This is a genomic window from Paenibacillus tarimensis (genome assembly GCF_021532315.1).
In the GTDB taxonomy this organism is placed as follows: domain Bacteria; phylum Bacillota; class Bacilli; order Paenibacillales; family Paenibacillaceae; genus Paenibacillus_I; species Paenibacillus_I tarimensis.
On the sequence record NZ_JAKGAO010000032.1, the window covers coordinates 25,317 to 48,823 of the forward strand.

Annotated in this window: 20 protein-coding genes and 1 riboswitch; of the genes, 14 read left to right on the forward strand and 6 right to left on the reverse strand. The window is 54.0% G+C overall.

All coding sequences use genetic code 11. The features are described 5' to 3' along the window. The first annotated feature begins 517 nt into the window (after positions 1–517). The 3 genes from L1N82_RS21835 to L1N82_RS21845 all read left to right on the forward strand — a co-directional run bounded on the left by L1N82_RS21835 (position 518) and on the right by L1N82_RS21845 (position 3,478). Positions 518–1,906: an ATP-binding protein gene (locus L1N82_RS21835; protein ID WP_235289568.1), complete on the forward strand. Its 1,389-nt coding sequence runs from the start codon at positions 518–520 to the stop codon at positions 1,904–1,906. Positions 1,907–1,999: 93 nt separating this feature from the next. Further along, complete coding sequence (locus L1N82_RS21840; RefSeq protein ID WP_235289569.1) at positions 2,000–3,226, forward strand: RtcB family protein; 1,227 nt, start codon at positions 2,000–2,002, stop codon at positions 3,224–3,226. Positions 3,227–3,292: 66 nt separating this feature from the next. Next, entirely contained in the window at positions 3,293–3,478 is a 186-nt protein-coding gene (locus tag L1N82_RS21845; RefSeq protein WP_235289570.1) for a hypothetical protein, read from the forward strand. Between the two features lie 89 nt (positions 3,479–3,567). Here L1N82_RS21845 and L1N82_RS21850 read toward each other — a convergent pair whose 3' ends face one another. Both L1N82_RS21850 and L1N82_RS21855 read right to left on the reverse strand, forming a co-directional pair. Further along, the gene (locus tag L1N82_RS21850; protein ID WP_235289571.1) at positions 3,568–3,831 is read right to left on the reverse strand and encodes a hypothetical protein; all 264 of its coding nucleotides are present in this window, start codon (positions 3,829–3,831) and stop codon (positions 3,568–3,570) included. A 128-nt stretch (positions 3,832–3,959) separates the two neighbouring features. Further along, complete coding sequence (locus L1N82_RS21855; RefSeq protein ID WP_235289572.1) at positions 3,960–4,742, reverse strand: HAD family hydrolase; 783 nt, start codon at positions 4,740–4,742, stop codon at positions 3,960–3,962. Between the two features lie 190 nt (positions 4,743–4,932). On the opposite strand from L1N82_RS21855, the gene L1N82_RS21860 reads away from it, so the two are divergent. Further along, positions 4,933–10,014 carry an S-layer homology domain-containing protein gene (locus L1N82_RS21860; protein ID WP_235289573.1) on the forward strand — a complete coding sequence of 1,694 codons (5,082 nt, stop codon included), beginning with the start codon at positions 4,933–4,935 and terminating at the stop codon, positions 10,012–10,014. 96 nt (positions 10,015–10,110) lie between these two features. Beyond that, positions 10,111–10,446, forward strand: coding sequence for a DUF1904 family protein (locus L1N82_RS21865; protein WP_235289574.1), 336 nt, complete (start codon positions 10,111–10,113; stop codon positions 10,444–10,446). 77 nt (positions 10,447–10,523) lie between these two features. Here L1N82_RS21865 and L1N82_RS21870 read toward each other — a convergent pair whose 3' ends face one another. Next, positions 10,524–10,736 carry a cold-inducible protein YdjO-related protein gene (locus L1N82_RS21870; protein WP_235289584.1) on the reverse strand — a complete coding sequence of 71 codons (213 nt, stop codon included), beginning with the start codon at positions 10,734–10,736 and terminating at the stop codon, positions 10,524–10,526. Between the two features lie 271 nt (positions 10,737–11,007). Between L1N82_RS21870 and L1N82_RS21875 the strand changes: the two genes are divergently transcribed. After that, positions 11,008–11,751 (forward strand): apurinic/apyrimidinic endonuclease family protein, encoded by a 744-nt coding sequence (locus L1N82_RS21875; RefSeq protein WP_235289575.1) that lies wholly within the window; start codon positions 11,008–11,010, stop codon positions 11,749–11,751. Positions 11,752–11,765: 14 nt separating this feature from the next. On the opposite strand, the gene L1N82_RS21880 is transcribed toward L1N82_RS21875, so the two are convergent. Further along, the gene (locus L1N82_RS21880) at positions 11,766–12,329 is read right to left on the reverse strand and encodes a hypothetical protein (protein ID WP_235289576.1); all 564 of its coding nucleotides are present in this window, start codon (positions 12,327–12,329) and stop codon (positions 11,766–11,768) included. A 252-nt stretch (positions 12,330–12,581) separates the two neighbouring features. Beyond that, a riboswitch (PreQ1 riboswitch) is annotated at positions 12,582–12,625 on the forward strand. Between the two features lie 54 nt (positions 12,626–12,679). On the opposite strand from L1N82_RS21880, the gene queC reads away from it, so the two are divergent. The 5 genes from queC to L1N82_RS21905 all read left to right on the forward strand — a co-directional run bounded on the left by queC (position 12,680) and on the right by L1N82_RS21905 (position 17,127). Then, complete coding sequence (queC, locus tag L1N82_RS21885; RefSeq protein WP_235289577.1) at positions 12,680–13,342, forward strand: 7-cyano-7-deazaguanine synthase QueC; 663 nt, start codon at positions 12,680–12,682, stop codon at positions 13,340–13,342. Next, positions 13,339–13,776: a 6-carboxytetrahydropterin synthase QueD gene (gene queD, locus L1N82_RS21890; RefSeq protein WP_235289578.1), complete on the forward strand. Its 438-nt coding sequence runs from the start codon at positions 13,339–13,341 to the stop codon at positions 13,774–13,776. The genes queC and queD overlap by 4 nt, the downstream gene beginning before the upstream one ends. Then, entirely contained in the window at positions 13,773–14,558 is a 786-nt protein-coding gene (queE, locus tag L1N82_RS21895) for a 7-carboxy-7-deazaguanine synthase QueE (RefSeq protein ID WP_268822096.1), read from the forward strand. The genes queD and queE overlap by 4 nt, the downstream gene beginning before the upstream one ends. A 48-nt stretch (positions 14,559–14,606) precedes the next feature. Next, positions 14,607–15,083, forward strand: a complete 477-nt coding sequence (gene queF, locus L1N82_RS21900; RefSeq protein ID WP_235289579.1) for a preQ(1) synthase — start codon at positions 14,607–14,609, stop codon at positions 15,081–15,083. Between the two features lie 127 nt (positions 15,084–15,210). After that, positions 15,211–17,127: an ATP-binding protein gene (locus tag L1N82_RS21905; protein WP_235289580.1), complete on the forward strand. Its 1,917-nt coding sequence runs from the start codon at positions 15,211–15,213 to the stop codon at positions 17,125–17,127. On the opposite strand, the gene L1N82_RS21910 is transcribed toward L1N82_RS21905, so the two are convergent. After that, the gene (locus tag L1N82_RS21910; protein WP_235289581.1) at positions 17,104–17,340 is read right to left on the reverse strand and encodes an NHLP leader peptide family RiPP precursor; all 237 of its coding nucleotides are present in this window, start codon (positions 17,338–17,340) and stop codon (positions 17,104–17,106) included. The genes L1N82_RS21905 and L1N82_RS21910 overlap by 24 nt on opposite strands. 72 nt (positions 17,341–17,412) lie before the next feature. Next, positions 17,413–18,348, reverse strand: a complete 936-nt coding sequence (locus L1N82_RS21915; protein ID WP_235289582.1) for a hypothetical protein — start codon at positions 18,346–18,348, stop codon at positions 17,413–17,415. A 268-nt stretch (positions 18,349–18,616) separates the two neighbouring features. Here L1N82_RS21915 and L1N82_RS21920 point away from each other — a divergent pair, with 268 nt between their 5' ends. From L1N82_RS21920 to nirB, 3 genes are all read left to right on the forward strand, one after another. Then, positions 18,617–19,180, forward strand: a complete 564-nt coding sequence (locus L1N82_RS21920; RefSeq protein WP_328284512.1) for a ribonuclease H-like YkuK family protein — start codon at positions 18,617–18,619, stop codon at positions 19,178–19,180. A 288-nt stretch (positions 19,181–19,468) separates the two neighbouring features. Continuing rightward, the gene (locus tag L1N82_RS21925) at positions 19,469–20,323 is read left to right on the forward strand and encodes a formate/nitrite transporter family protein (RefSeq protein WP_235289583.1); all 855 of its coding nucleotides are present in this window, start codon (positions 19,469–19,471) and stop codon (positions 20,321–20,323) included. 162 nt (positions 20,324–20,485) lie between these two features. Further along, positions 20,486–23,290, forward strand: a complete 2,805-nt coding sequence (nirB, locus tag L1N82_RS21930) for a nitrite reductase large subunit NirB (protein WP_407946802.1) — start codon at positions 20,486–20,488, stop codon at positions 23,288–23,290. The last annotated feature ends 217 nt before the right edge of the window (positions 23,291–23,507 follow it).

The window sequence follows — 23,507 nt, forward strand, 5'->3', positions numbered from 1 at the left end:
ATTTACCATACCTGCCCTACTTCACGGACGCAGCTTGTTTTCATGATTGATCAATGATCCGGCATCAGCCGGTGCTACGGTTTTTCAAACATGAGAAGAACGAGACAGGCTGCGCTCCCGCAGCCTTTTTTCATGGATTCATGCCTTAATATAGGGCCTGGATACTGGAAGAGAGGCGGGGGGACGCAGCTTCTTTGCTATTAGTAACTAAGGAGGCGGGTACAGTGACACTGCAGAAGAGAACAGGTATGAATTCCTATATAACGAGACAGCCCTGCTTACGGGCAAATTGTTCGGCGAAGACACAAGCAGGCAGGTTGTACCTGCCTGCTGAACGGTTCGCTGTACGACCAGCTTAAAGCATGGCTTAAGAGAGGCCGCTTGTCCTTGGCAGGCAGCGGCAGCTTCCTGGGCACCAGAGACTGTCTCGCATGATATGCGGACGGTCTTTTTTTGATGTTCACTATACAACGAAATGTAAACAGGAAAGAGGATAACGACTTATATGACTAATGAAATGAACCATAACATGAACAGCAGGCTGACAGGCGGCAGGGGGGTTCAGGCCATGAACGGGCCGGCTGCATGCACAGGGAAACAGGTATCGGACGGAGACTGGAAGCCGGTACAGGCGAGTCTCCTCACTTTCGGCGATGACACGGTCCATGACCTGCCGCAGTACAACAATTATGCCGTGGCGATTGACCGGATCAGCTCTCTGCTGGAGAAACGGTTCGGTTCTCCGTTCAATCTCTACTTCAGCGAGGACTCCGGAAGAGATGAGTTTTGGGACCTGCTTGAGGAGGATATCCGGACAGGCAGCCAGGATGTAGAGTATATGGCCCAGGTATTCGACCGGATTGAAGCGAGGGCATTCGAATACCGCTCGGAACCGGACGATACCGGGTATAGGGTTTACCCGGCGCTGCGCAACAATCTGTTTGCGTATCCTAAGTGGAAGGTGGCGCTGGCGAAGGTTCCGGCCTTTAATGAGCATGGCGTTTACTGCGAGGACTATATCTTTGCGGAATCGGATGCTGCGCTGCACGCCTTCCTGGTGCATATGCAGAAGCGGGGCAGGGAGTCGGACCGCAGCAGGGTGACGGTGTTTACTGACGGAGAGCATGGCGTCGTCCGGCATCAAGAGCCCATTACGAGAACGGTTGACAGGGAGGAGGTCCTGCTGCAGGAGCCGCTTAAGCAGGATATCTTCCGCTCCATTGATGAATTCTTTCTGGAGGACCGCGCATTCTTCCAGACGTACGGTATACCTTACAAGCGGGGAATTTTGCTGTATGGCAAGCCGGGGAACGGCAAAACGACACTTGTCAAATCCATTGCGGGAAGCGTTCAGGCGCCGGTGGCATACTGGCAGATTACCGAGCATACCTGCAGCGGCTCCATACAGGAGGTGTTCGAGGAGGCGGTGAAGCTGGCACCCATGGTGCTCGTTATTGAGGACATTGATTCAATGCCGGAGCAGGTTCGATCCTTCTTCCTGAATACGCTGGACGGGGCTACGTCAAAGGAAGGGATCTTCCTGATCGGAACGACGAATTATCCGGAGAAAATCGACCCGGCACTGATGAACCGGGCTGGACGGTTTGACCGCGCCTACGAAGTCAAGCTGCCGGACACGGTACTGCGGGCTGCATTCATGAAGCTGAAGGGCTTCAATAAACTGATCGGCGAGGAACAGGCTGCGGAGGCGGCCCGGCAAACCGAGCAGTTCTCATTCGCTCAGCTTGGCGAGCTCTATGTGTCGGCTGCACTGCAGAAGCATTATGAGGGGCGGGTGGACCTGACGGGGCTGATCCGCCAGATGAAGGAAGATCTGCATAAAGGCAGGACGAATGTCTGGGTCAAGGACGGCGCTGACGGGCGGGTCGGGTTTGTGACCGCCTGACTTAACTTTTAGCCGGGCGGACGGCAGTCTAAACTTAGACAGATACCGTGACAGGGTACAAGCATTAATCATACGATGGAGGGTTTTCTACTCATGGTTTATCAAGTTATAGATGGTGTCCGGGTATGGGGTTCGCCAGACCCGGGAGCTCTATTGCAGGCTTTGACCTGCGCACAGACGGGCAGTGTCGTCAGAACGCTGCTGATGGCGGACCATCATAAGGGCTACAGCCAGCCGATTGGCGGTGTTGTGGCCTATGAAGGGCAGGTATCGCCCTCGGGTGTCGGGTACGATATCGCCTGCGGCAACAAGGCGGTGCGCACCAATCTGATGGCAGCTGACATAAGGGCACAGCTGCCGAAGCTCATGGATGCAATCGGCTCACGGATATCCTTCGGGGTGGGTCGGGTGAATAACGAGCGTGTGGACCACGAGCTGTTCGATGACCCGGATTGGGATGTGTACCGTCGGATTGGACAACAAGAGCATGACAAGCTGAAGATGCTGGCACGAAGCCAGCTCGGCACGGTTGGCAGCGGCAACCATTTTGTCGATTTGTTTGAGGAGCAGGCAACAGGCAGGCTGTGGGTGGCGAACCACTTCGGAAGCCGGGGCTTTGGGCATAAGACCGCGAGCGGTTTTATTAATCTGGCAGCCGGGCGGGAATTTGCGGCCAAGGCGCCGGGGGAGACAATGGACCAGCCGCCGGTGCTGCTGGAACTGTCTTCCGAGCTCGGTGATATGTACGTGCGGGCAATGACGCTCGCAGGCCGCTACGCCTATGCCGGGCGTGACTATGTCATGGCTCAGGTGCTGGATATACTTGGCGCTGCTGTGGATTTCGAGGTGCATAATCATCACAATTTTGCCTGGAGAGAGCAGCATGAGGGCCGCGACTGCATGGTCGTCCGTAAGGGGGCAACACCTTCGGCGCCCGGGCAGCTTGGATTTATTGGCGGCAGCATGGGAGATATATCGGTAATTGTCCGCGGCAGGGATACCGACGAGAACCGGGATGCGCTGTACAGTACAGTACACGGGGCTGGCAGGGTGATGAGCCGCACGCAGGCTGCGGGTAAAATGAACTGGAAAACGCGCACACGCTCCGGAGGAGCCATCAGCCAGGAGCGAATGCTTGCGGCAGTGAGAGCCTATGGTGTCGAGCTGCGGGGCGCCGGTACAGACGAGAGTCCGTTTGTGTACAGGAAGCTGCAGGAGGTTCTGGATGCGCACAGCGAAACCGTCGAGGTGCTCCATGTTTTGAAGCCGATCGGCGTCTGTATGGCCGGGGCGAATGAATTTGATCCGTATAAGGATTAACAAGCGTTAATTTAAGGAATGGACAGAAAGAAGGATTGTGAACCAATGGGAATTTTATTTGACATTATGACATCAGAACCGCGGGAGGCGGGACGTATTGCCGGTCTGCCGGCATCTCGTGAAGGCTTCGAATGGAAGCCGGGGCAGCCGGAGCATGCTGCAGAGACACTCTCTGCTGCGGGAGGAAGCCGGCTGCCTGAGGGCGGGAGACAGAAGGGGCATCTGCCTGGCAATGACTCTGGCGCAGAGTGATAACCAGAGCCGCCTGAAGCTCCATAACAGAAGGGCCATCCAAGGGAATGCTTTCCCGGGATGGCCCTTCTTCTTGTTGCACAAGCGCCTTATCTTACGGAACGGCGAGCCGGCTTTCTTGTCTTCTTCCTGCTTCGCATTCCTGTAACTTGCGCTGCTGCGTCTGCTACGGCTGGCGGGCACCATACGTCCCGGACGGTCACAACAGGATAATGACGGTACACGGGTACCATGTGATGCCGGGTAATGATTTCAACCGGATGGATTACGTTGACCGGCTGGGGATGATAGACATCCCGGTACTGCACTACCGGCGGCTTTACGATTTCTTCCGGACACTTGCGAGCTGTCATCGGCGGGCACCTCACTTTCTTCAGGATAATCCATCCTATGACGGAATCCCAGAGCTCGATTGTATGGTTGCCTTGCTGACAGAACCCAATAATGGACGTCAGTCTCCCGTATTTCCGCCTTCTTGTGCTTACGGATTAAGCAGGCGGCGGATGATCGCCGCAACGCTCTCTGCTTCATGTGCCGCTGCCGATTTCACATCGGCGTGGCTGGCTGCCATGGCATAGCTGTGCGGAGTACCGGCGAACATGGATATATCATTGAAGGAATCCCCGACACATACGGTCTCTTCCGGACTGATCTTCAGCCGCTCCTGCAGCACCTTGACACCCGTGCCCTTCGATACACCGGCAGGCATAACATCCATGCAGTCAATATCTGAAATGTAAGCGTCGATTGCGCTGCCGTGTTCAGCTTTCAGTTGCTTCATAAAGGCCCGCAGCTTCTCGACCTCGCCGAAGAACGAGATTTTCCCGCTGACAATATCCTGGCCAAGCCTGTTTCTGGCGTCTGGAATAACATGCATAGGCGCCATCAGGCGGCTTCCAATCTCCTCAGCGTGAGCTGTCAATTTCTCAACAAAATAGTGATCCGGCCCGCACATCATGGTCAAAAACGGCGTGCCCTCGCCTGCTTTCGCTAGTGCTGCCAGTCTATCGCGGTCGAAGGCATGCTGGGAGACCAGTTCGCCGTCTGACATATGGACATATGCCCCATTCTGCGAAATGGTATGCACGCGCAGGTTAAGCTGCTGCATGACCGCCTCGATCTCAGGCTGCATCCGGCCGGATGCGAACGCAATTTCAACACCGGACTCCGCAGCCTGGTGAAGGGCGTCGATATCCTCCTGGTTAATGGTCGAATGATTATGAATAATGGTGCCGTCCAGGTCGCTAATCAGCAGCTTCATCATATTCCCGCTTCCCTTCCTATCCTGTTATTAGTCTCTCTATAGCTAACATCATCTTGAAATTGTCGCCGCTTGTCAAATTTGTGCCGGGCTTTACGCTTTCTTATTATCAGCCAAATACGACACTGATCTTTGTCCCGCATACTGAGTGAAGTTTTGTACAAGAGAGTGGAAACAGGAGGATTGGAGAGCAATGAACATTAAACAGGACTATCGCATTTATCGCATTCTGCAGCTGTTCTTGGCTGTGGCAGTACTTATGTCTGCCCTTATGCCGGCCGGTTATGCGGCACAGCTGCCGGATACCGGATCCGGCCGCGTGCTGGATATGCGTACAGCCGAGCTTGCCCCGGGGGCGGATTATACCTGGTACAACATGGAGACGGAGCGGGGTCTGCAAAACATGCACTTCGTTACCTTTGATCCGCTTAATCCGAGCCTGGAGCTCAAGGCGGGTACGAAGTCGGGCAAGGTTTACGGGATGCAGGGCGTTACTCAGATGGCCCGTTATGCTGATGGCCCTGGAAACCGCGTCGTTGCGGGTATAAACGGCGACTTCTATGAGATTAGCGGAAATGCGACAGGCGTGCCGAACGGGCTTTTTATGGAGGATGGAAAGATTCTTAACAGCGGCATCTCGTCTTTTGCCTTTGGCTTGAAGGCGGACGGCAGCTCCATATACGGCGTTCCGAAGCTTAGCAAAACCATTACGATCGGCGGCATCACGAGCGAGTTAACTCATATTAACCGCTTCCGCGGAGATAACGAAATCGTCCTGTATACATCTGATTATCACACATCGACCAAGTCGGGCCAGACAGGTGACGAGGTTGTGCTGGATATTATGGACGGCGAGGTGAAGAGCGGCCAGACCCTGAGGATGACCGTGGCTGAGCTTCGTAAGGGACAAGGCGATACTCCGCTTGCGGATGGAAGGGCTGTGCTGTCGGCCTCGGGGAGCGCACGGATGCTGCTGGAGGGTCTTCAGGTAGGCGATGAGGTACAGGCCAGCTTTTCCCTCGAAGGAGAGTGGAGCGAAGTCAAGGTGGCGATCGGCGGTCAAGGCCCGTTAATTAAGGACGGTGTCTTGCAAACGGGGGTCGGTCCGGCGGGCGTTCATCCCCGGACTGCGATCGGTACCAAGGCGGACGGCTCTATTGTCCTGTTCGTCATTGACGGGCGGGCGCCGGGATACAGCGAAGGTGTGGAGACAGCCGAGCTGGCCCGCATTCTGGCGGATATAGGCGTTGTAAATGCCATGAACCTTGATGGGGGCGGCTCCTCGACCTTCGCTGCCAAGCTGCCGGGAGAGCCTGCATTTCATATGCTGAACCGCGGCTCGGATGGCGGAGAACGGGCGACCGGCAATGGACTTCTGCTCGTTAACAAGGTGCCGGAAGGTCCCGCCGCCAAGCTGGTTGTGCAGCCTGGGATGGAGCGCGTACTCGCAGGCTCCAGCCTTCAGCTTAAAGCTGCGGCTGTCGATGAAGGCGGACATCCTGCCGCGTTCAACGGGTCGCCGGAATGGTATGCAGAGCCTTCCATCGGAACGATTGATGCAGGCGGCCTGTTCAGGGCAGGGCTTTCGGCAGGAGCCGGGTCGGTAACAGCTTCGGTCTACGGACTGGAAAGCGGGGCTGCAGAGATTGAGGTTGTGGACACGCTCACAGGGCTGGCACTCCCGGATCAGGTGCGCACCTTCACATCCGGTGAGACTGCAGCTCTGTCTGCCCAGGCTCTGCGCGGTGGACAGATTATTCAGGCGGATGGCGGAAGTCTGCAATGGCGGGTAGAGGGACCCATTGGCACCATTGACGGGCAGGGGTTTTTTCGGGCAACAGAGGAATCAGGGGTAAGCGGAAGCATTCATGTCAGCTACCGTGATGTCGAGGCGTCGATGACCGTCCATGTCGGGCTGCCGCCAGTCTTGCTGGAGGATTTCGAGAGCGGACTCGACCGCTTCGTGGCTGGCAGTGCAGCGGCGAACACCGTAACGATTGAGGCGGAGACCAATCCGGACTTTGTCCGATATGGTAAGGCAGCCCTTAAGCTTTCTTATGATTTTACGGGTAAAACGGGCACTTCGGGTGCTTACCTGCAGGCCAGGGGAACGGATACCCGCATCCAGGTGCCGGGTTATCCGGCCAAAATCGGCATGTGGGTATATGGCGACGGTAAGAAACACTGGCTGCGCGCCCAGATGCGCGATGGCAGCGGAGCGGCATTCCCAATCAATTTTACAGATTCCACGACGGGTGTTGACTGGACAGGCTGGCGCTATATTGAAGCGGATGTTCCGGCTGGAAAGACGGCCCCGCTGTCGATGGATATGCCTGTCCGTTATATGGAGACCAGCAACAACAATAAGACCGCAGGCGTAATCTACATTGATCAGATAAGGGCCGTATACGGCCCGCTGGATGAAGACAGAACGCCTCCCGTATTGAAAGGCTTCAGCCCTGCCGACAACGCGGTGATTACGAACACAAAGCCGACTATTACGGTATATGCCGAGGATGACGGATATGATCCGGTGAAGCATCCGGGCACTACGCTGATTGATCCGTCCACAATTCGGATGTATGTGGACGGGATGCAGGTTCAGCATGGCCTTTATCCGCCTGAGGGACGAATAACTTACGTGCCTGCAGACCCGCTCCAGGAGGGGGTCCATACCGTGAAGCTGGCAGTCAGGGACCATGACGGGAACCAGACCATACAGACCTGGATGTTCGCGGTGGATACCGGTTCGGCGAAGCTTACTTATACGACGCCGGAAAACGTGTTCGTCGGTCGGACCTATACAGTGGATATCGGTACCAGGCAGCCGGATGAGCTGCGGGGCGGCCATCTGGAGTTTGGGTTTGATCCGTCTGTCGTTGAGGGGCTTTCGGTAATTAGGGGCGGCAAGATAGAGGAGCATCAGCTGCAAACGGTGCTTGATCCAGCAACAGGTGTTGTCCGCCTGACCTTTGACGGGCTGGATACGGCTGCACTTACGGAGGAAGACCGCCTTGCGCAAATCTCGTACCGGGTGAGGCCGGATGCAGCCGGCAGCCATACGATTGCGTTCCGGTCGGGCTCCACTCATCTGGCTGGCTCCGGCAGCCCGGCCGGGTTTACAGGCCTGCCGCTGAAGTCTGCCATCGGGCACGAGCTTCAGCTGGCTTGGGATGACCAGATCGGCCAGGGCTTCCCGACAACCTTCACCGTAACGGATACGCAGGGCCAGCCTGTAGCTGATGCTGTACTGCTGGCAGATGGAATAGAGGTTGGCGACGGCTCGCTGCGGACGGATGCCGAGGGCAGGCTGAAGACCGACAGGCTGACAGCCGAGGTGAAGAAGCATCGGATTCAAGCGAACAAGGGCATGCAGTACAGCCCGGTTCAAGCGTTCGAGGTCCTGAAGCTTGGCGGAGCGGTGAAGCCATATAATGTGACGATAGCAATGGGACAGGACCCGAGGTCATCAAGACAATTCAACTGGAACACGCATCCGCATACGGATAAGACGGTTATCGAGGTGGTGTACGGTGAGGAGCCTTTCGAAGGCCCGTCCGTGATCCGGACAGAAGGAAACAGTTATACACATAATACGCTTGATGCCGGTGTAATCCGCGTGCATAAAGCGGCGGTCACAGGGCTTGAACCCGGTACGCTTTACCGGTACAGGGCTGGTGATGGAGAGAGCGTATGGAGCGAAGAGGGAATTTTCCGTACCGCTCCGGCTGACTCGGACGAGACAACCTTCCTGGTCTTCGGTGATTCCCAGGCGGCAGACCAAGCCGGTTACCGGTTGTGGGGGAACACGGCTGCCCAAGCTTTTGAGGCTTACCCGGATCCTGACTTTATGATTCATCTTGGCGACATGGTGGACAACGGCTTCAAGGAGCAGGAGTGGAATTGGTGGTTTGAATCGGCAGCCGGGGAGCTCAGGAATACTGCACTGGTATCGGTTGTCGGCAATCATGAGGTCACTGGCACGAAGAAGAATGGCGATTTTCTGGCGCACTTCAACCATCCGGACGGAGGGATTGACAGCCTGAAGGGCACGAACTTCTCGTACGATTATAACAATATACATGTTACTGTATTGAACAGTGAATACGATTATGAAGAGCAAGCCGAATGGCTGCGCAGGGACCTGGCCGCTGCGGACAAGCTGTGGAAGGTGGTGGTGTTCCACCGCGGGCCTTACGGCAGCATGTACGACACAGCCTCCATCAGGGAGCAATGGGTTCCGGTCTTTGATAAGTATGGTGTTGATCTGGTCCTGAACGGTCATGATCATATCTATCTGCGGACGCATGCTATGAAGGGGGGGAAGCCAGCGGAAGAAGGCGCTGGCACCACCTACGTTATCCCGGGGCAGACAGGCCCCAAGTATTACGGGTTGACCGTGCAGCCTTGGCAGAAGGTAACCGATACTGAACAGACACAGATGTACGCAGCTGTGGAGGTGAAGGGCAGGACGCTGAAGTTCATCACGAGAACGGTCGCCGGCCGCGTGGTGGATGAATTTGTATTGGAAAAGAAAGAAGCTGCTCCGCAGCCAGAGCCGCAGCCGCAGCCAGAGCCGCAGCCGCAGCCGCAGCCAGAGCCGCAGCCGCAGCCAGAGCCGCAGCCGCAGCCAGAGCCGCAGCCAGAGCCGCAGCCAGAGCCGCAGCCGCAGCCAGAGCCGCAGCCAGAGCCGCAGCCAGAGCCGCAGCCGCAGCCGAGTCCGGCGCCGCAGCCGGTGGTTCCAAAAGATATATCGGGACATTGGGCTGAGAGGAGCATAACCCGCGCGCTGATGGAGGGATGGGTGACCGGCTACCCGGATGAGAGCTTCCGTCCGCAAGGCTTAATTACAAGAGCGGAATTTGCCGTCATGGCAGCCAAAGCTCTTGGACTGCCGGCAGGCTCCGGTACAACGGACGTGTTCCGGGATACAGCAGCAATCCCGGCTTGGGCGAGAGAAAGTGTTCAGGCTGCGGTTGAAGCAGGTCTCTTGTCCGGTTATGCGGACCAGACATTCCGGGCCGGACGTCCAGTCACGCGAAGCGAGATGGCAGTCATCGTAACACGCGCCCTGAAGCTGAGCCTGCCGGAGAAAGCTGCCCCATCATTCGCCGATGCTTCAGACATACCAGAATGGGCAGGACCGGCTGTTGCAGCCGCGGCTGAGGCGGGGCTGATGAACGGACGCGGGAACGGCCGGTTTGCACCAAAGGCTCAAACAACCCGCGCTGAGGCGGTGGCTCTCATCGTATCTATGCTGGACTACGGGCAATAACAGGACTGTTCCAATGCTGTGATACGAGACAAGCGGCAGGATCAGGCGGGCTGGAAAAGTGTGGTATAATGTAGAAAAAAGCCGGGAGGTGTTCAGATGCCGCAGTTAACCGTGAGAGGCATCCCTTCGTCGTTAATGGCTGCGATCAGCCTGCCGCTCGTTGAAGAGCTTGCAATCCTATGCGAATGCGGAACCGATAATTTTACAGTGGATTGCATCGAGACCGCAAGTGTTATGGGCGGCAAGAGGGTCGATACCTTTCCTTTTATAGAAGTGGCATGGTTCGACCGCGGCCGTGATGTAAGGGACCGGTTTGCTGAAGCAATCAGCAGACATGCCAGGCTGGCAGGGGTTGCGGAGCTTGAGATAGCCTTTAAAGTGTATCAGCCCGACGCATACTATATTAACGGCAAATCATGCTCCGTTGATTAAGGAAACGCCTTGCGGCTAGTCCGAATAAACAGCAGTGGCGCCCACCTGTTATGGTGAGCGCCACTGCTGCTTTATTATTACCACATCGACTCTTCCTTCTTCTTCCGCGGAGCCTTGTGCTTCTTCACGAGCTTGGGCAGATGCTTCATGCTGCGGCCCATAGGACCCTTGCAGATTGGACACTCCGGATTGGCAGAGGAGGCCAGCTCAGCTCTTACCCAGCTCTTGCATTCCTTGTTCTTGCAGCGCCAAATAGGAACCGGTATAAGCTCGGGTTTTTCATTTCCCATCTCCAAAATTACCCACCCCCTGCTATAACATTGCCAAAAGTAGCGCCGGTCATGCGAAGCGTGCCGCTTCTGTCTGTGTCAGCGCACCTTGAGTAGCATACTTTAATCCGCCGCTGCATGGCAAGACCAGTCAGCAAATTCTCAAGCCCTATAATCTGCGGGTTGTACAGCCGTCTTCACGGAACCTTAGCGTGCACCCCAGCGCGCATGTGGTATACTGGGCGGTGGGGTGATAGAGATGAACCTGATCCGCTTGAAAGCAAATCTAGAGATGAAGAGTATTGAGGACAGGCTGCAGTATAATCCGTCCATCATTGAATTTTACTTGAGCGCTGACGACCTGGAGAGTCCAGAGCTTATACATGAACGGATCCGGCTCGTCAAGCAGCAGGGCTGCCGTGTATATTTACATCATCCGCCGAAATACGCGGGCCGGTTCCTGGACATTATGAGCACCGATCCGGTGATGGAGCGCTTCTATATGGACTCTTCGAAACAGCTGGCGGAGATCTGCCGGCGTGAGGAGGTGCGCTGTGTCATCCACGGGAACTACTCGGGCACCGAAAGCTGCGCCAGAGTGGACCGGGAGCTGACAGCGCGCATGCGCGATAGAATTGCGGCTGTTGAATCCTTTGCCTCCGGATATTTCCTCTGGGAGGATTCCATAGAAGGGCTGTTCAGCTATGCGAACCCTTATCTGATTGAAGAGGTGGTTGTCCCTCTTAAGCTGCCGGTGAACGTTGATGTCAGCCATACCTTCATCGCTTTCAAGGGCGATAACGGCAAGCTGGAGGAAGTTCTGAAGCGGACGAAGCCGTATGCGCAGTATTATCATCTGGTGGACAGCATGGGCCAGTCGCATGATGCGCTCCCGCTCGGGCAGGGCCGGATCAATTGGCAGATGGTGAAGCCTTACGTGCAGGACAGCGACTTCATATTTGAGATCGGCCTTTCGGGCGATCATACCGACTGTACACCAATGGTTGAAAGTGCGAAATATTTTGAGCAAGTCTGACCTATGTGTAGGGGTTACGGCCTGACCCGGCCTTGCGGCCGGTCTTGCAGTTTCTGCAGCATATCCACGACCCATTTGGCGAGTGAGCCCATGATGAACAGGCTGATGAAAGATGAGTGAGCATTCCATTTCCCGGTTACGTAAATCTGAGCCCATTCCATGAACGGCAGCATAATGTAAGAAATGACGGCTGAGGCTGCTGCGAGCGCAAGCGCAAATCCTTTCCAGCCTGGCAGCCGGTAATATAATAAAGTTAATATTGTGGGAATAGCAAACAGATTTGCAGGCAGCATGGTAGGGATGATCGGTTCGAGCTGCATCCGGTAGTCGTACCAGTCCATGGCTGTCGCCCAGTCATCCACATTCTTGTTGATCAGATAGATCACACCGTAATAAGCGGCTGCCTGAACAAGCTTATCCCGTTTCAACAGCAGGACAAGGGCAACCACACAAAGCAGGCACAGGGCGACTAGCGACCACCACTGCCAAGAGAACAAAGTGTACATATGCCAAAATTCCCAGCGCTGCCGGGTGAGCTCGTTAGAGAGCCTGTCGATTTCTTTGCCCATTTCCTTCATGTCTGTTCCTCCTTCGGCATACGCCGATGATCAACTACTGGTAAAGTGTTTGCTGTAAAATGCAGTTTTATGAAAATAGTCTGATTATAGCGAGTGTAATGATCCTTAATTGGTGTTGCAGGCGGCTTACAGCCCCCTGCAGTATTTTTTTGTACAGATAGCCGTAACTGATGGTTCCAAGGCGGCGGTTTCTGTGCTATAGTACGGTGTGCAACTAAAGAGATTCTGAGCTCTGGTCTCCTGGACCTGCGCTCAGGAGAGGTTCGCGAACTCCCTCTATAAAAAACTACGGATGAACGGCATCCTCAATATTGGCGATGCTTATTTATCCATCTTTAGGAGATGACATCATGAATAAGGATAAAGCGGTCGTCGTGTTTAGCGGCGGTCAAGACAGCACGACCTGTCTGTTCTGGGCTAAGCAGCGCTATGCCCATGTAGAAGCCATTACCTTCCAATACGGCCAGCGCCATGCCGCAGAGCTGGACTGCGCCGCCTCCATTGCTGAAGAGCTGGATATTCCGCACCATGTGCTGGATATGTCCCTGCTTAACCAGCTGGCACCTAGCGCGCTTACGCGCGATATCCCCATTGAGACGATGGACAACGGGCTTCCCTCCACGTTTGTGGAAGGGCGCAACCTGCTGTTCCTTTCCTTTGCCGCCGTACTGGCCAAGCAGATTGGCGCCCGGCATATCGTGACGGGTGTATGTGAGACTGACTTCAGCGGCTACCCCGACTGCCGGGATAACTTTATCAAGTCCCTATCTGTGACCCTTAATTTGGCGATGGATTATCCATTTGTAATAGAGACGCCTCTCATGTGGCTGGACAAAAAAGAAACCTGGGCCCTTGCGGACCGGCTCGGTGCTTTTGATTTTGTGCGTACACGAACGCTGACCTGCTACAACGGCATTGTGGCGAATGGCTGCGGAGAATGCCCGGCTTGCAAGCTTCGTGCTGCAGGCTTAGAGGAATACCTTCTTGAACGGGAAGGCGGTGTGCGGTCATGATGCAGCAAATGTACCCGCAAGTCAATCACCCCTACCAGTTTGAACTGAACAAGGATTTTCATTTTGCAGCTGCGCATTATGTTCCGGCGGAAGCGGCGGGCAAATGCCGCCAGGTACATGGCCATACGTATTTTGTCAACATTACGGTAGCTGGCGATGAGCTGGATGACACCGGTTTTCTGGTGAATTTCTCCCTGCTCAAGAAGCTGATTCACGACCGTTTCGACCATACCCTGCTTAACGAAGACAGCGAGCAGTTTGACGATACGGTTCCGTCACGCTTCCCGACAACTGAGGTGGTCGCGAAGACAGTGGCTGAGCTTGTGCAGCGGCAGCTGGATACCCAGCCGAACAGGCCGCGCTGCGTGCAGGTGTTTTTGCGTGAAACACCGACCAGCTATGTCGTTTACCGGCCGAAAGCAGGCAGTCTATGACTGGCGGACAGCTGCAGAAGGCAGAGGCCTTAGTCCACAGCCGCAAGACGGACTCCGTCCGGTTGCCCGTGCTGGAGATCTTCGGGCCTACAGTACAGGGAGAGGGGATGGTCATCGGGCAGAAGACCATGTTCATCCGGACAGCAGGCTGCGATTACGCCTGCTCCTGGTGCGACTCCGCCTTCACTTGGGACGGCACGGCTAAAGCTGATATCCGGCTTCTAGAGGCGGATATTATCTATGAAGAGCTGTGTGAAACTGCCGGGGGCGAGGACCGGTTCGGCCACGTAACCTTGTCGGGAGGCAACCCTGCTCTGCTAGCCGGTCTTGGTGAGCTAATTAGCCTGCTGCACAGCAGGGGCAAGCAGGTAGCCTTGGAAACCCAGGGAAGCCGCTGGCAGGACTGGTTTACCGAGATTGATGAATTGACGCTTTCACCGAAGCCGCCGAGCTCCGGAATGAAGACAGATTGGGAGATGCTGGATTCCATTATCAGCCGTTTGTCCGCAGCCGGGTCGGCCTTCAGTTTGAAAGTGGTTATATTTGATGAGCGCGATTTGGACTATGCTGTGCAGGTTCAGCAGCGCTATCCGGATGTGCAGCTGTTCGTACAGGCTGGCAATGACCGATTGGACGAAGCGGATGCCTCCCTGCTCCTTGTTCACCTGGCAGGCAGGTATGAGCATCTTGTCGGACAGGTCATGGAGCGTCCGGAATTGAACCGGGCCCGCGTACTGCCACAGCTTCATGCATGGATTTGGGGAAATAAACGGGGCGTCTAGAACACAAGATACTCGCAAATAAGCATACTAGATCAGGAGGATATCAGAATGGCAGGAAGAGAAGATCATGAGCTGGACGGTGTAACTCTGCTAGGAAACCAGGGGACCAGCTATTTGTACGATTATACGCCTTCGGTTCTGGAGGCTTTCGATAACAAGCATCAGGGTCGTGACTATTGGGTAACTTTTAACTGTCCGGAATTTACGAGCCTGTGTCCCAAGACGGGACAGCCGGATTTTGCGACCATCACGATTCGCTATATACCGGATGTGAAGATGGTGGAGAGCAAATCATTGAAGCTTTATCTGTTCAGCTTCCGTAATCACGGCGATTTTCACGAGGATTGCATGAATATTATTATGGATGATCTGATCCGGCTTATGAACCCGCGTTATATTGAGGTTCAAGGTGTTTTTACACCGCGCGGCGGCATATCGATTGATCCGTACTGCAATTGGGGCAGGCCTGGAACTAAGTATGAGCAGATGGCGGAATTCAGATTAATGCGTCACGAAATGAAATAATGATTATTTTTTCCATAAACAAGTAATTTTCTTGGAGGAGAAAACACGCATTCGTCGAAAGACATACAGAGACTACTAACATGATGCCGCTTGATGGCTCTCATGAACAAGGGGGTTCTATCTCATCGTGCCCAAGCTGACGGGTCTGGCTTTTCTACTCTTTATTCTTATCGTAGCCGCTCTGTCGGTCCCTTCTTTTCTGCTAGCGGAGAAGAAGCCGCCGGGCCCGGTTGTTGCCAAGTGGCAGCTGAAGTGGATCACGGATAATGAACCTGTCCCTGCGCTGCCCGCTTCCATGCAGGGCGGAGAATGGATTCAAGTGACCGCCAACAATCCGATAACGACCAAGCCTGACGGGGTTAACCGCGCATGGATCCGTTTTGAAGTGCCCCCGACTAATCTGGAGCGGCCCGGATTACTTATTGATAAGCTGTATGGTCACAGTATTGAGGTTTATAACAATAACCGGCTTGTTTATGAGAGCAATCGGACCTTCATGTTTGATAATAACAAGCTCCTGCTCCCGCTGGACAAAGGTCCGGAGGACAGGGAGTATCTGATCGATTTGACCACGATGAGCGACCGGATCGGTATTCAATCGGAGATTCGCGTAGGTGATTTGACAGCTCTCTCCGAGAGCTATGTCAAACGGGATCTGCCTGATCTGCTGCTTGGCGGATCGGTTGTTTTCATCGCAAGCATCATGCTTGTATGCTCCGGGTTCTTGACGCGGCGGCAGCGTGATATCTGGATATCCCTGTGCCTTGTCGCGCTTTCGACTGGCGTCCTGCTCGTCGTCTACTCACCGATCACCTACATGTTATTCGGACAGTACGGACACTCGATCCTGCTGCTGTTTGATGTATCACTGTTCGTGCTGCTTCCTTCGGTGACATACTTCTTTGACCGTGTGTTTGAAGGCAAGTATCCGGTAATCCGTAAATTTTGGATGTTCCAAATGGCCTATTCCCTGTTCAGCATCATTTTTCTTGTGGTGAATGTGCTGACGGAGGACCGTTTTTACCACACTTATTATTTCTTTACGGTCACCATTATGGGAATAGCAATGATACTCCAGTTTGTTCTGCTGACGGCTCTCGCATTGATGAATGCTGCAAAAGGCAACAAGGACGCCGTTATTTTGTCTGTGGGTATTGCAATGGTAGCGGTTGCAAGTATAGCGGACCTTGCGATCTTTTACGCCCGTTCCACCCATTATGAGCTGTTTCTATGGAAAATTGGAGTCATCTGCCTGATCGGTACGCTGGTGGTACTGCTTGCGCGCCGAATCGCTGCCGATCACGATAAGCTGCTTGCTTATTCCAAGGAGCTGGAGCTGTTCAATCACAAGCTGCAGCGTACCGAGAAGATGCAGATTATTAGTGAGCTTGCGGCATCTGTCGCCCATGAGGTGCGAAACCCGCTGCAGGTTACAAGGGGCTTCCTTCAGCTGTTGTCTGAGAGGACGGATAATCAGAATCGTGTTTACATGCAGATGGCTATCGATGAGCTGGACCGGGCTTCAGGCATCATTACCGACTTCCTGACCTTCGCCAAGCCGGAGCTCGATGAGCTGGATGTGCTGAATGTTGCCAAGGAAATCAAACAAATTGAGGGCATCTTATCGCCGCTTGCTACTCAGATGGGAGGATCGCTCGTTGTGGATATCCCCGAAGATCTCCTTATTATGGGCAACTCCTCCAAGTTCAAGCAGGCATTCATCAACATGATGAAGAACAGTGTTGAAGCCTTGAACGGCAACGGTTGTGTAGAGGTATGGGCGTATGAAGCCAAGGAAAAGGTGGTAGTCCATATCCGGGACAACGGCGAGGGGATGGATGAGCAAGAGCTCTCCAAGCTTGGAGAGCCCTACTTTTCAACGAAGACGAAGGGGACCGGGCTTGGTCTTATGGTTACCTTCCGCATCATTGAGGTTATGAATGGAACAATCGAATTTAAGAGTAAGAAAGGGGCCGGAACGGAAGCAATTGTTAAGTTTCCGGCTGTTGACAGGGGATCCTTACCAGACGGCGTTGGCGCCTGACTTACCATCATTCAGCTTCGCAGGGCTTGGCGGAATAACAAGATACACGTTATCCGCCGACTCTTCGACGGCCGTGATTTTCACGGATTCAGGCAGCTGGATGCCGAAGGCTTCTTTTACTGCCGCGACCGGGTCAGTCAGAAGCTTCTGTTTAAAGCTTGGGTCAGACCATGCCTTTTGGATAATCTCCGATTGGATAGCTGCAGCTGTCATATACATACCCCTTCCACAAAATTGTTATAATTACAATATTAGTATAACATCAATATTTAAACCTATCTACCATTATTTTACTAGTTTTGATAACCAATAGGATAAGCCTCCCTGCTCGAGCATCATGCGGCTGGACTCTATCTGCTTGACATCGTCTTCAAGCCGGCTGCAAACATAGTCGTGAAAAGCGGTCAGATGCTCAGGAACATTGTCTATTTGGGCAAGACGTACCCGGTTGGTTAATGCCAGTGAAACATAGGGCTTAAGAGCATGATCGACATAAACAGCATGCTTGACAGCTTCTTCGGTTAATCGTTCTTCCTCCCCTAGTTGAAGTTTCTCCCGGATCAGCGCAAGCAGTGCATTATTACTCTCCACATTTAAATCATCCCTCCAGTCTGCCCAATCGTCTGCCAGCTGAAGAGTAGTAAGGACAAGATCAACCGCTTCGGAGAAGTCGGGGATTAGGTTACCTGATCCGCCAAGCAGCAGTATCGCCGAGGAGGACAGCTTGAGCGGCCCGGCCTTCCGGGCAATGGAAGCCAAATCGCCGGTTGAGGTTCCGCTGATCCGTTCCGCAACGACATGCTCCGCCCAATCTCTTATATAGTTTTTGTAAAGCTTCCAGAGTGGGGAAGCGGCCGGAAAATGCTGTCTGTAACAGTCCATGAATGCCTCGTAAAACAGCTGCCCTATCGGTAAATACAGCCAGCGCTGGCTGTTATCCGTATCCATTGCATCGTCTATAATGAAGAAGTGAAGCATGGCCATGACGTTGGCGGCGGCGAGGTCCCGGCAGACGGCGGGCTTGACATCAGCTTGTCCCATTAGCCAGAATGGTAGTAAGTAACAGATGTAGTTCTTGCTGCTGTGCTCCATGCGGGGGTCAAAGTGGCTCAGATAAGCCAAACTCTCCCGGTCGAGCGGTGCGGGAAAGCCGGCCGCCACTTCCTTCACGCGGGCAAATACCCGTGTCAGTTCTTCCTCATAGTCATTAAGCCATTCCATCTCTCCACCTGCCTGCTTAAATATCGGTTATCCTCCGGCACCGGTTAAGCGGGGTTAAGCCAATAATGATATGTTAATTGTCTGGTGCGCGCATAATGCGCCGGGCTTTGGCCACACTGTTGGTAAGCCAAAATTAGGTTTGGAAATTATTGGTGCCAGTAAATCAAGCATAAGACAAAACAGACGGGATGTAAATCCTGGTAAATGCAGCAGTTATCGCAGCCGCCTTATTGCACGTTTTACAAGAAAATGTGTGCAGGTGATGATGATGAAGCGGAAAATAAAGGCTGTAAGGTCTGACGAGCTTGTGTTTCAGAATGTTTCTGAAAGCGGGATGACGCTAGAGCAGGTTAAGGAGCGGATTTTAGCCTATATGGCCAAGGATCCGCAAGGTGAATACCACTTTGTGATCGGCACGGATAGTCAAGTATTTCGCGGTCATACCAAGTTCGTTACCGGTATCATCATACGCCGGATGGGCAAGGGAGCATGGGCCTGCTACCGCCAGGTGGTAGTACCGCGCGAGCTGCGTTCCATTCGTGAGAAGCTGGCTGTCGAGACCTCCCTCTCACAGGAAATTGCCGCATGCTTCATGGGCGGAATACTGGAGGAGATGGAGGAAATGCTTCTCCCGTATCTGTACAAGGGCGCATTGCTGGAGCTGTTTATTGATATTGATGCGGGAACACACCCGACCATTAACAAGACGTCACAGTATGTGAAGGAAATGGTCGAACGGGTGGAGGCTATGGGACTTTATGCGGCAAGGGTAAAACCGGAGTCCTATGGTGCTTCAGCATATGCCAACCGCTGGACGAAGAAGAGCGTTTAGATTTAAGAAGCTGAACAATAGAGCATGTTACGGCCTGAGCACCCGCCGAACTGCTCTTTTTTTCTGCCCGCTCCTTTAGTCCTTAAAGTAAACGTTTATTCAATTTTTAGGGTTCATGTAGTGATTTTGTTCACATAACTCTTCATCCGGTTATTCTATACTGTCCCTATGCTAGCAGCTCATCTCCAGCGACTCCCGCATCCGCAGGCTTTGGGCACCGTTCAAGCGGACTCAATACGGCGGCAGGCAGGCAAGCTGTCGGTGACTGATATGGGGAGAGTGTTCAATATGTTTAAGGAAACCGTGCAAGCGGCGATCGAGAAGGCTGTTGACAAGAAGGAGCTGCTGGACTCCAGCAGGGCGAGGTATTTGCTGGCGGCAGGTCTGGCAGCAGTATACGTGGGGTTTGGAATTATATTAATCTTTACGATCGGTGCACCGCTAGCGGCAGCCGGATCACCATTAACGCCAATGCTGATGGGGATGTCCTTCGGGATCGCGCTGACACTGGTCGTATTCGCGGGTGCGGAGCTCTTCACCGGCAATAATATGTATTTTGCGATTGCTCTGTTGTCGGGGAAGACGACCTGGAAGGATACGCTGCGCAACTGGCTATATTGCTATTTGGGAAACCTGGTTGGCGCGCTGTTCTTTTGCCTGCTAATAGCAGGCACCGGACTGTTTGCTCACGTGGGGCAGGATAACCTGCTGTTTGCGGCAGCAGCAATGAAGATGAACCTCAGTTATTACGAAGCGTTCTTCCGGGGTGTATTATGTAATTGGCTAGTCTGTCTGTCGCTGTGGACGTCCATGCGGGCGAAGGAGGATACAGCCAAACTGATCCTGATCTTCTGGATGCTGTTCGCCTTTATTGCATCAGGATATGAGCACAGCGTCGCCAACATGACGGTCCTGAGCCTGGCGCTATTGCTGCCTCATCCGGATACGATAACAATTGCTGGCTGGTTCCATAATATGATACCCGTTACCTTGGGTAATATTGTCGGCGGAGCTTTTTTTGTAGGAACCATCTACTGGCTTATTTCTCCAGTGAAATCCAGGCATATAAAGGCGAAGAAACAAGAGCAAGCAGCCGAGACTGGGGAGCCCGTATCTGCTGCCATACCTGCAGGTAATCACTAAGCGGGTGATTGCTGCCGGGCTGAGGGGTGAGTTATTGTCCGGTTTGTTACGGCTGTAGAGTTTGCTAGCTAGAGGCGGGGAGACGTGTGTGATTTATCACATCGCGTATATCCCCGCTTCTTTATACTGAGGATATGCTAAGCAAACAAGGAGGAACCGGACATGAGAATGAATAATAACAAGATGAAGCTGGTACTCGTCGGCAACGGCATGGCGGGCATTCAAACAGTCGAACATATCCTTAAGCTTGCGCCGGAGCGTTATGACATTACGGTCTTTGGCAGTGAGCCTTATCCGAACTATAACCGGATTATGCTCTCTTATGTACTCGAGGGCAGTAAGAACATTGACGAGATTATGCTGAATGACTGGAACTGGTATAAGGATAACGGGATTAGGCTCTATACGGATACGACAGTGATCAGGGTGGATACACAGCTTAAAGAGGTATACACCGCAGATGGCCGGAAGGAAATGTATGACAAACTGATTCTGGCGACGGGCTCTAAGCCGTTCATCCTGCCTGTACCTGGAGCTGACCTGGAAGGCGTGGTCGGCTTCCGGGATATCAAGGATTGTGAAATGATGAAGGAAGCGGCCGGACAATACGGCAAGGCTGCCGTAATCGGCGGAGGGCTGCTCGGTCTGGAGGCTGCCAAGGGACTGAACAACCTTGGCATGGATGTAACGGTAGTCCATCTGATGAATGACTTGATGGAGCGCCAGCTGGACCCGGCGGCTTCGGGCATGCTGAAAGACGAGCTGGAGCGTCAGGGGCTTAAATTCAAGATGGGGGCTCAGACAACGGGTATACGAGGCGAGAACGGCCGTGTCCAATCGCTTCAATTCGCTGATGGTACAGAGCTGGAGACGGATTTTGTTGTCATGGCTGTCGGTATCAAGCCGAATACAGAAGTAGCAGCAGCCAGCGGAATCGGCGTCAACCGCGGTATTGTCGTGGATGATTATATGCTGACAAGCGCGCCGGATGTCTATGCGGTAGGCGAATGCTGCGAGCACCGCGGAGTTTGCTATGGACTGGTCGCTCCGCTGTTTGAGCAGGGTCAGGTTCTGGCGAAGTGTTTGGCGCAGGTAGAGACTGGCCCCTATGAAGGATCGGTTACATCGACCAAGCTCAAGATTTCCGGTGTGGACGTATTTTCTGCAGGTGAATTCCAGGATGCGCCTGACCTTCGGGTCGTCAGCATACGGGATGACTGGAAGCGGGTCTACAAGAAGCTGCTGCTTCGGGACGACAAGATCGTTGGCGGCATCCTATTCGGGGATGTAACTGAATCCTCGCGCCTTCAAAAGTGGGTCAGAGAAGAGGCTGAGCTCACGGCCGATATTCATGCTGCATTAATGGGCGGCGGCGGATGCTGCGGCGGAAGCCAGCCTGCCAACCTGGCGGCTGTAATGGAAGACGATGAAATTGTCTGCGGCTGTAATGGTGTGACTAAGGGAACGATTGTAGGCTGCATCAAGGACCAGGGCATGACGAGCGTGGATGAAATCAAGGCTGCGACTGGGGCGACCCGGTCATGCGGCGGATGCAAGCCGCTGGTTGAGCAGATTCTGTCCCATGTGCTCGGAGATTCGTTCGATTCAGCTGCTGCTAAGCCAGCCGGGATCTGCGGCTGTACGACAATGGATCGTGAGGATATTGTAGCAGCTATTCGCGACAAGGGACTCCGGCATGTGCGTGAGGTTATGAATGTGCTTGGCTGGAGCAATCCTGGGGGCTGCTCGAAATGCCGCCCGGCGGTGAACTACTATCTCGGAATGATCTATCCCGTTGAATATGAAGAAGCACGCGATTCGCGCTTTGTTAACGAACGGCTGCATGGAAATATCCAGAAGGACGGCACGTTCTCCGTTGTTCCAAGAATGTATGGCGGGGTTACTTCGCCGGATGAACTGCGGCGCATTGCGGATGCAGCAGATAAATACCATGTCGGCATGGTGAAGGTGACAGGCGGCCAGCGTATCGACCTGCTTGGCGTCAAGAAGGAAGACCTGCCGCAGATCTGGGAGGATCTCGGCATGCCTTCAGGTTACGCCTATGCCAAGTCAATCCGGACAGTCAAGACATGCGTAGGCTCTCGTTTCTGCCGCTTTGGCACACAGGATTCAATTGGGATGGGCATTGAGATGGAGAAGAAATTTGAGCGTCTGGATATGCCGGCGAAGTTCAAGATGGCTGTAAACGGCTGCCCGCGGAACTGTGCGGAGCCGGGTGTGAAGGATCTTGGAATTGTCGGTAACGACGGCGGCTGGGAAATCTATGTCGGCGGCAATGGCGGCATCAAGATGCGCGAAGCCGACCTGCTGTGCAAGGTTAAGACGGACGAAGAGCTGATGGAGATATCGGCAGCCTTCATCCAATACTACCGGGAGACGGCTAATTATGCGGAGCGTACGTCGGATTGGGTAGAGCGTATCGGCCTGGAGACTGTGGCTGAAGCCATCGTGAATAATATGGAGAACCGGAAGGCGCTTGTTGTGCGGGTGGAAGAAGCGCTGGCAATGGCAGCCGACCCATGGAAGGTCATGCGCGAGACAGGCAGCCTGCGCAAGACATTCTATGAGAACATTGAGCTGGAAGTCGACGGCGCTGAGCTGAGTGCCCAGGCGGCTGGCAATGTAATCGTCGAGAGCCGAATCGGAGGGGCGGATGAATTCCCTTCACTGGTCGGCAAGACAGTACGGGCGGGATCGAAGGAGGCAGCTGTATTCCGTCTGGCAGATGGAAGGCTGTTCGCTGTAGATAACACCAGCCCTCACCAGAAGGGCGGCCCTCTGACAGAAGGCATTGTCAGCGGAGAGTACCTCTATGAGCCGCTGCACGACTGGAAGATTCACCTGCCGACGGGTGAAGTTCAAGCGCCGGACCGCGGCCAGGTTCGCACCTATCCAGTCCGCGAGGACCGCGAAGGCGTCCATATCGGCTGGAGTGCAGCAAAATAATCGTTCCATACAGCAATAACAGAAGAGGCTGACTCAAAAGGTTCATTAGATTTGACTTTTGCGCCGCATGATCTGCCGGGCAGACCCAACTGTCTTCCTCCGGCAGGTAAGTCCAGTTGTCGAGCTTGCTGATGTCCGCTCGCCAAGCGCGCGTGTTCTCCTTGTGGTAGGTACTGTATTTGACGATGGCTGTGACGTTCTCCGCTTCCATGTAGGC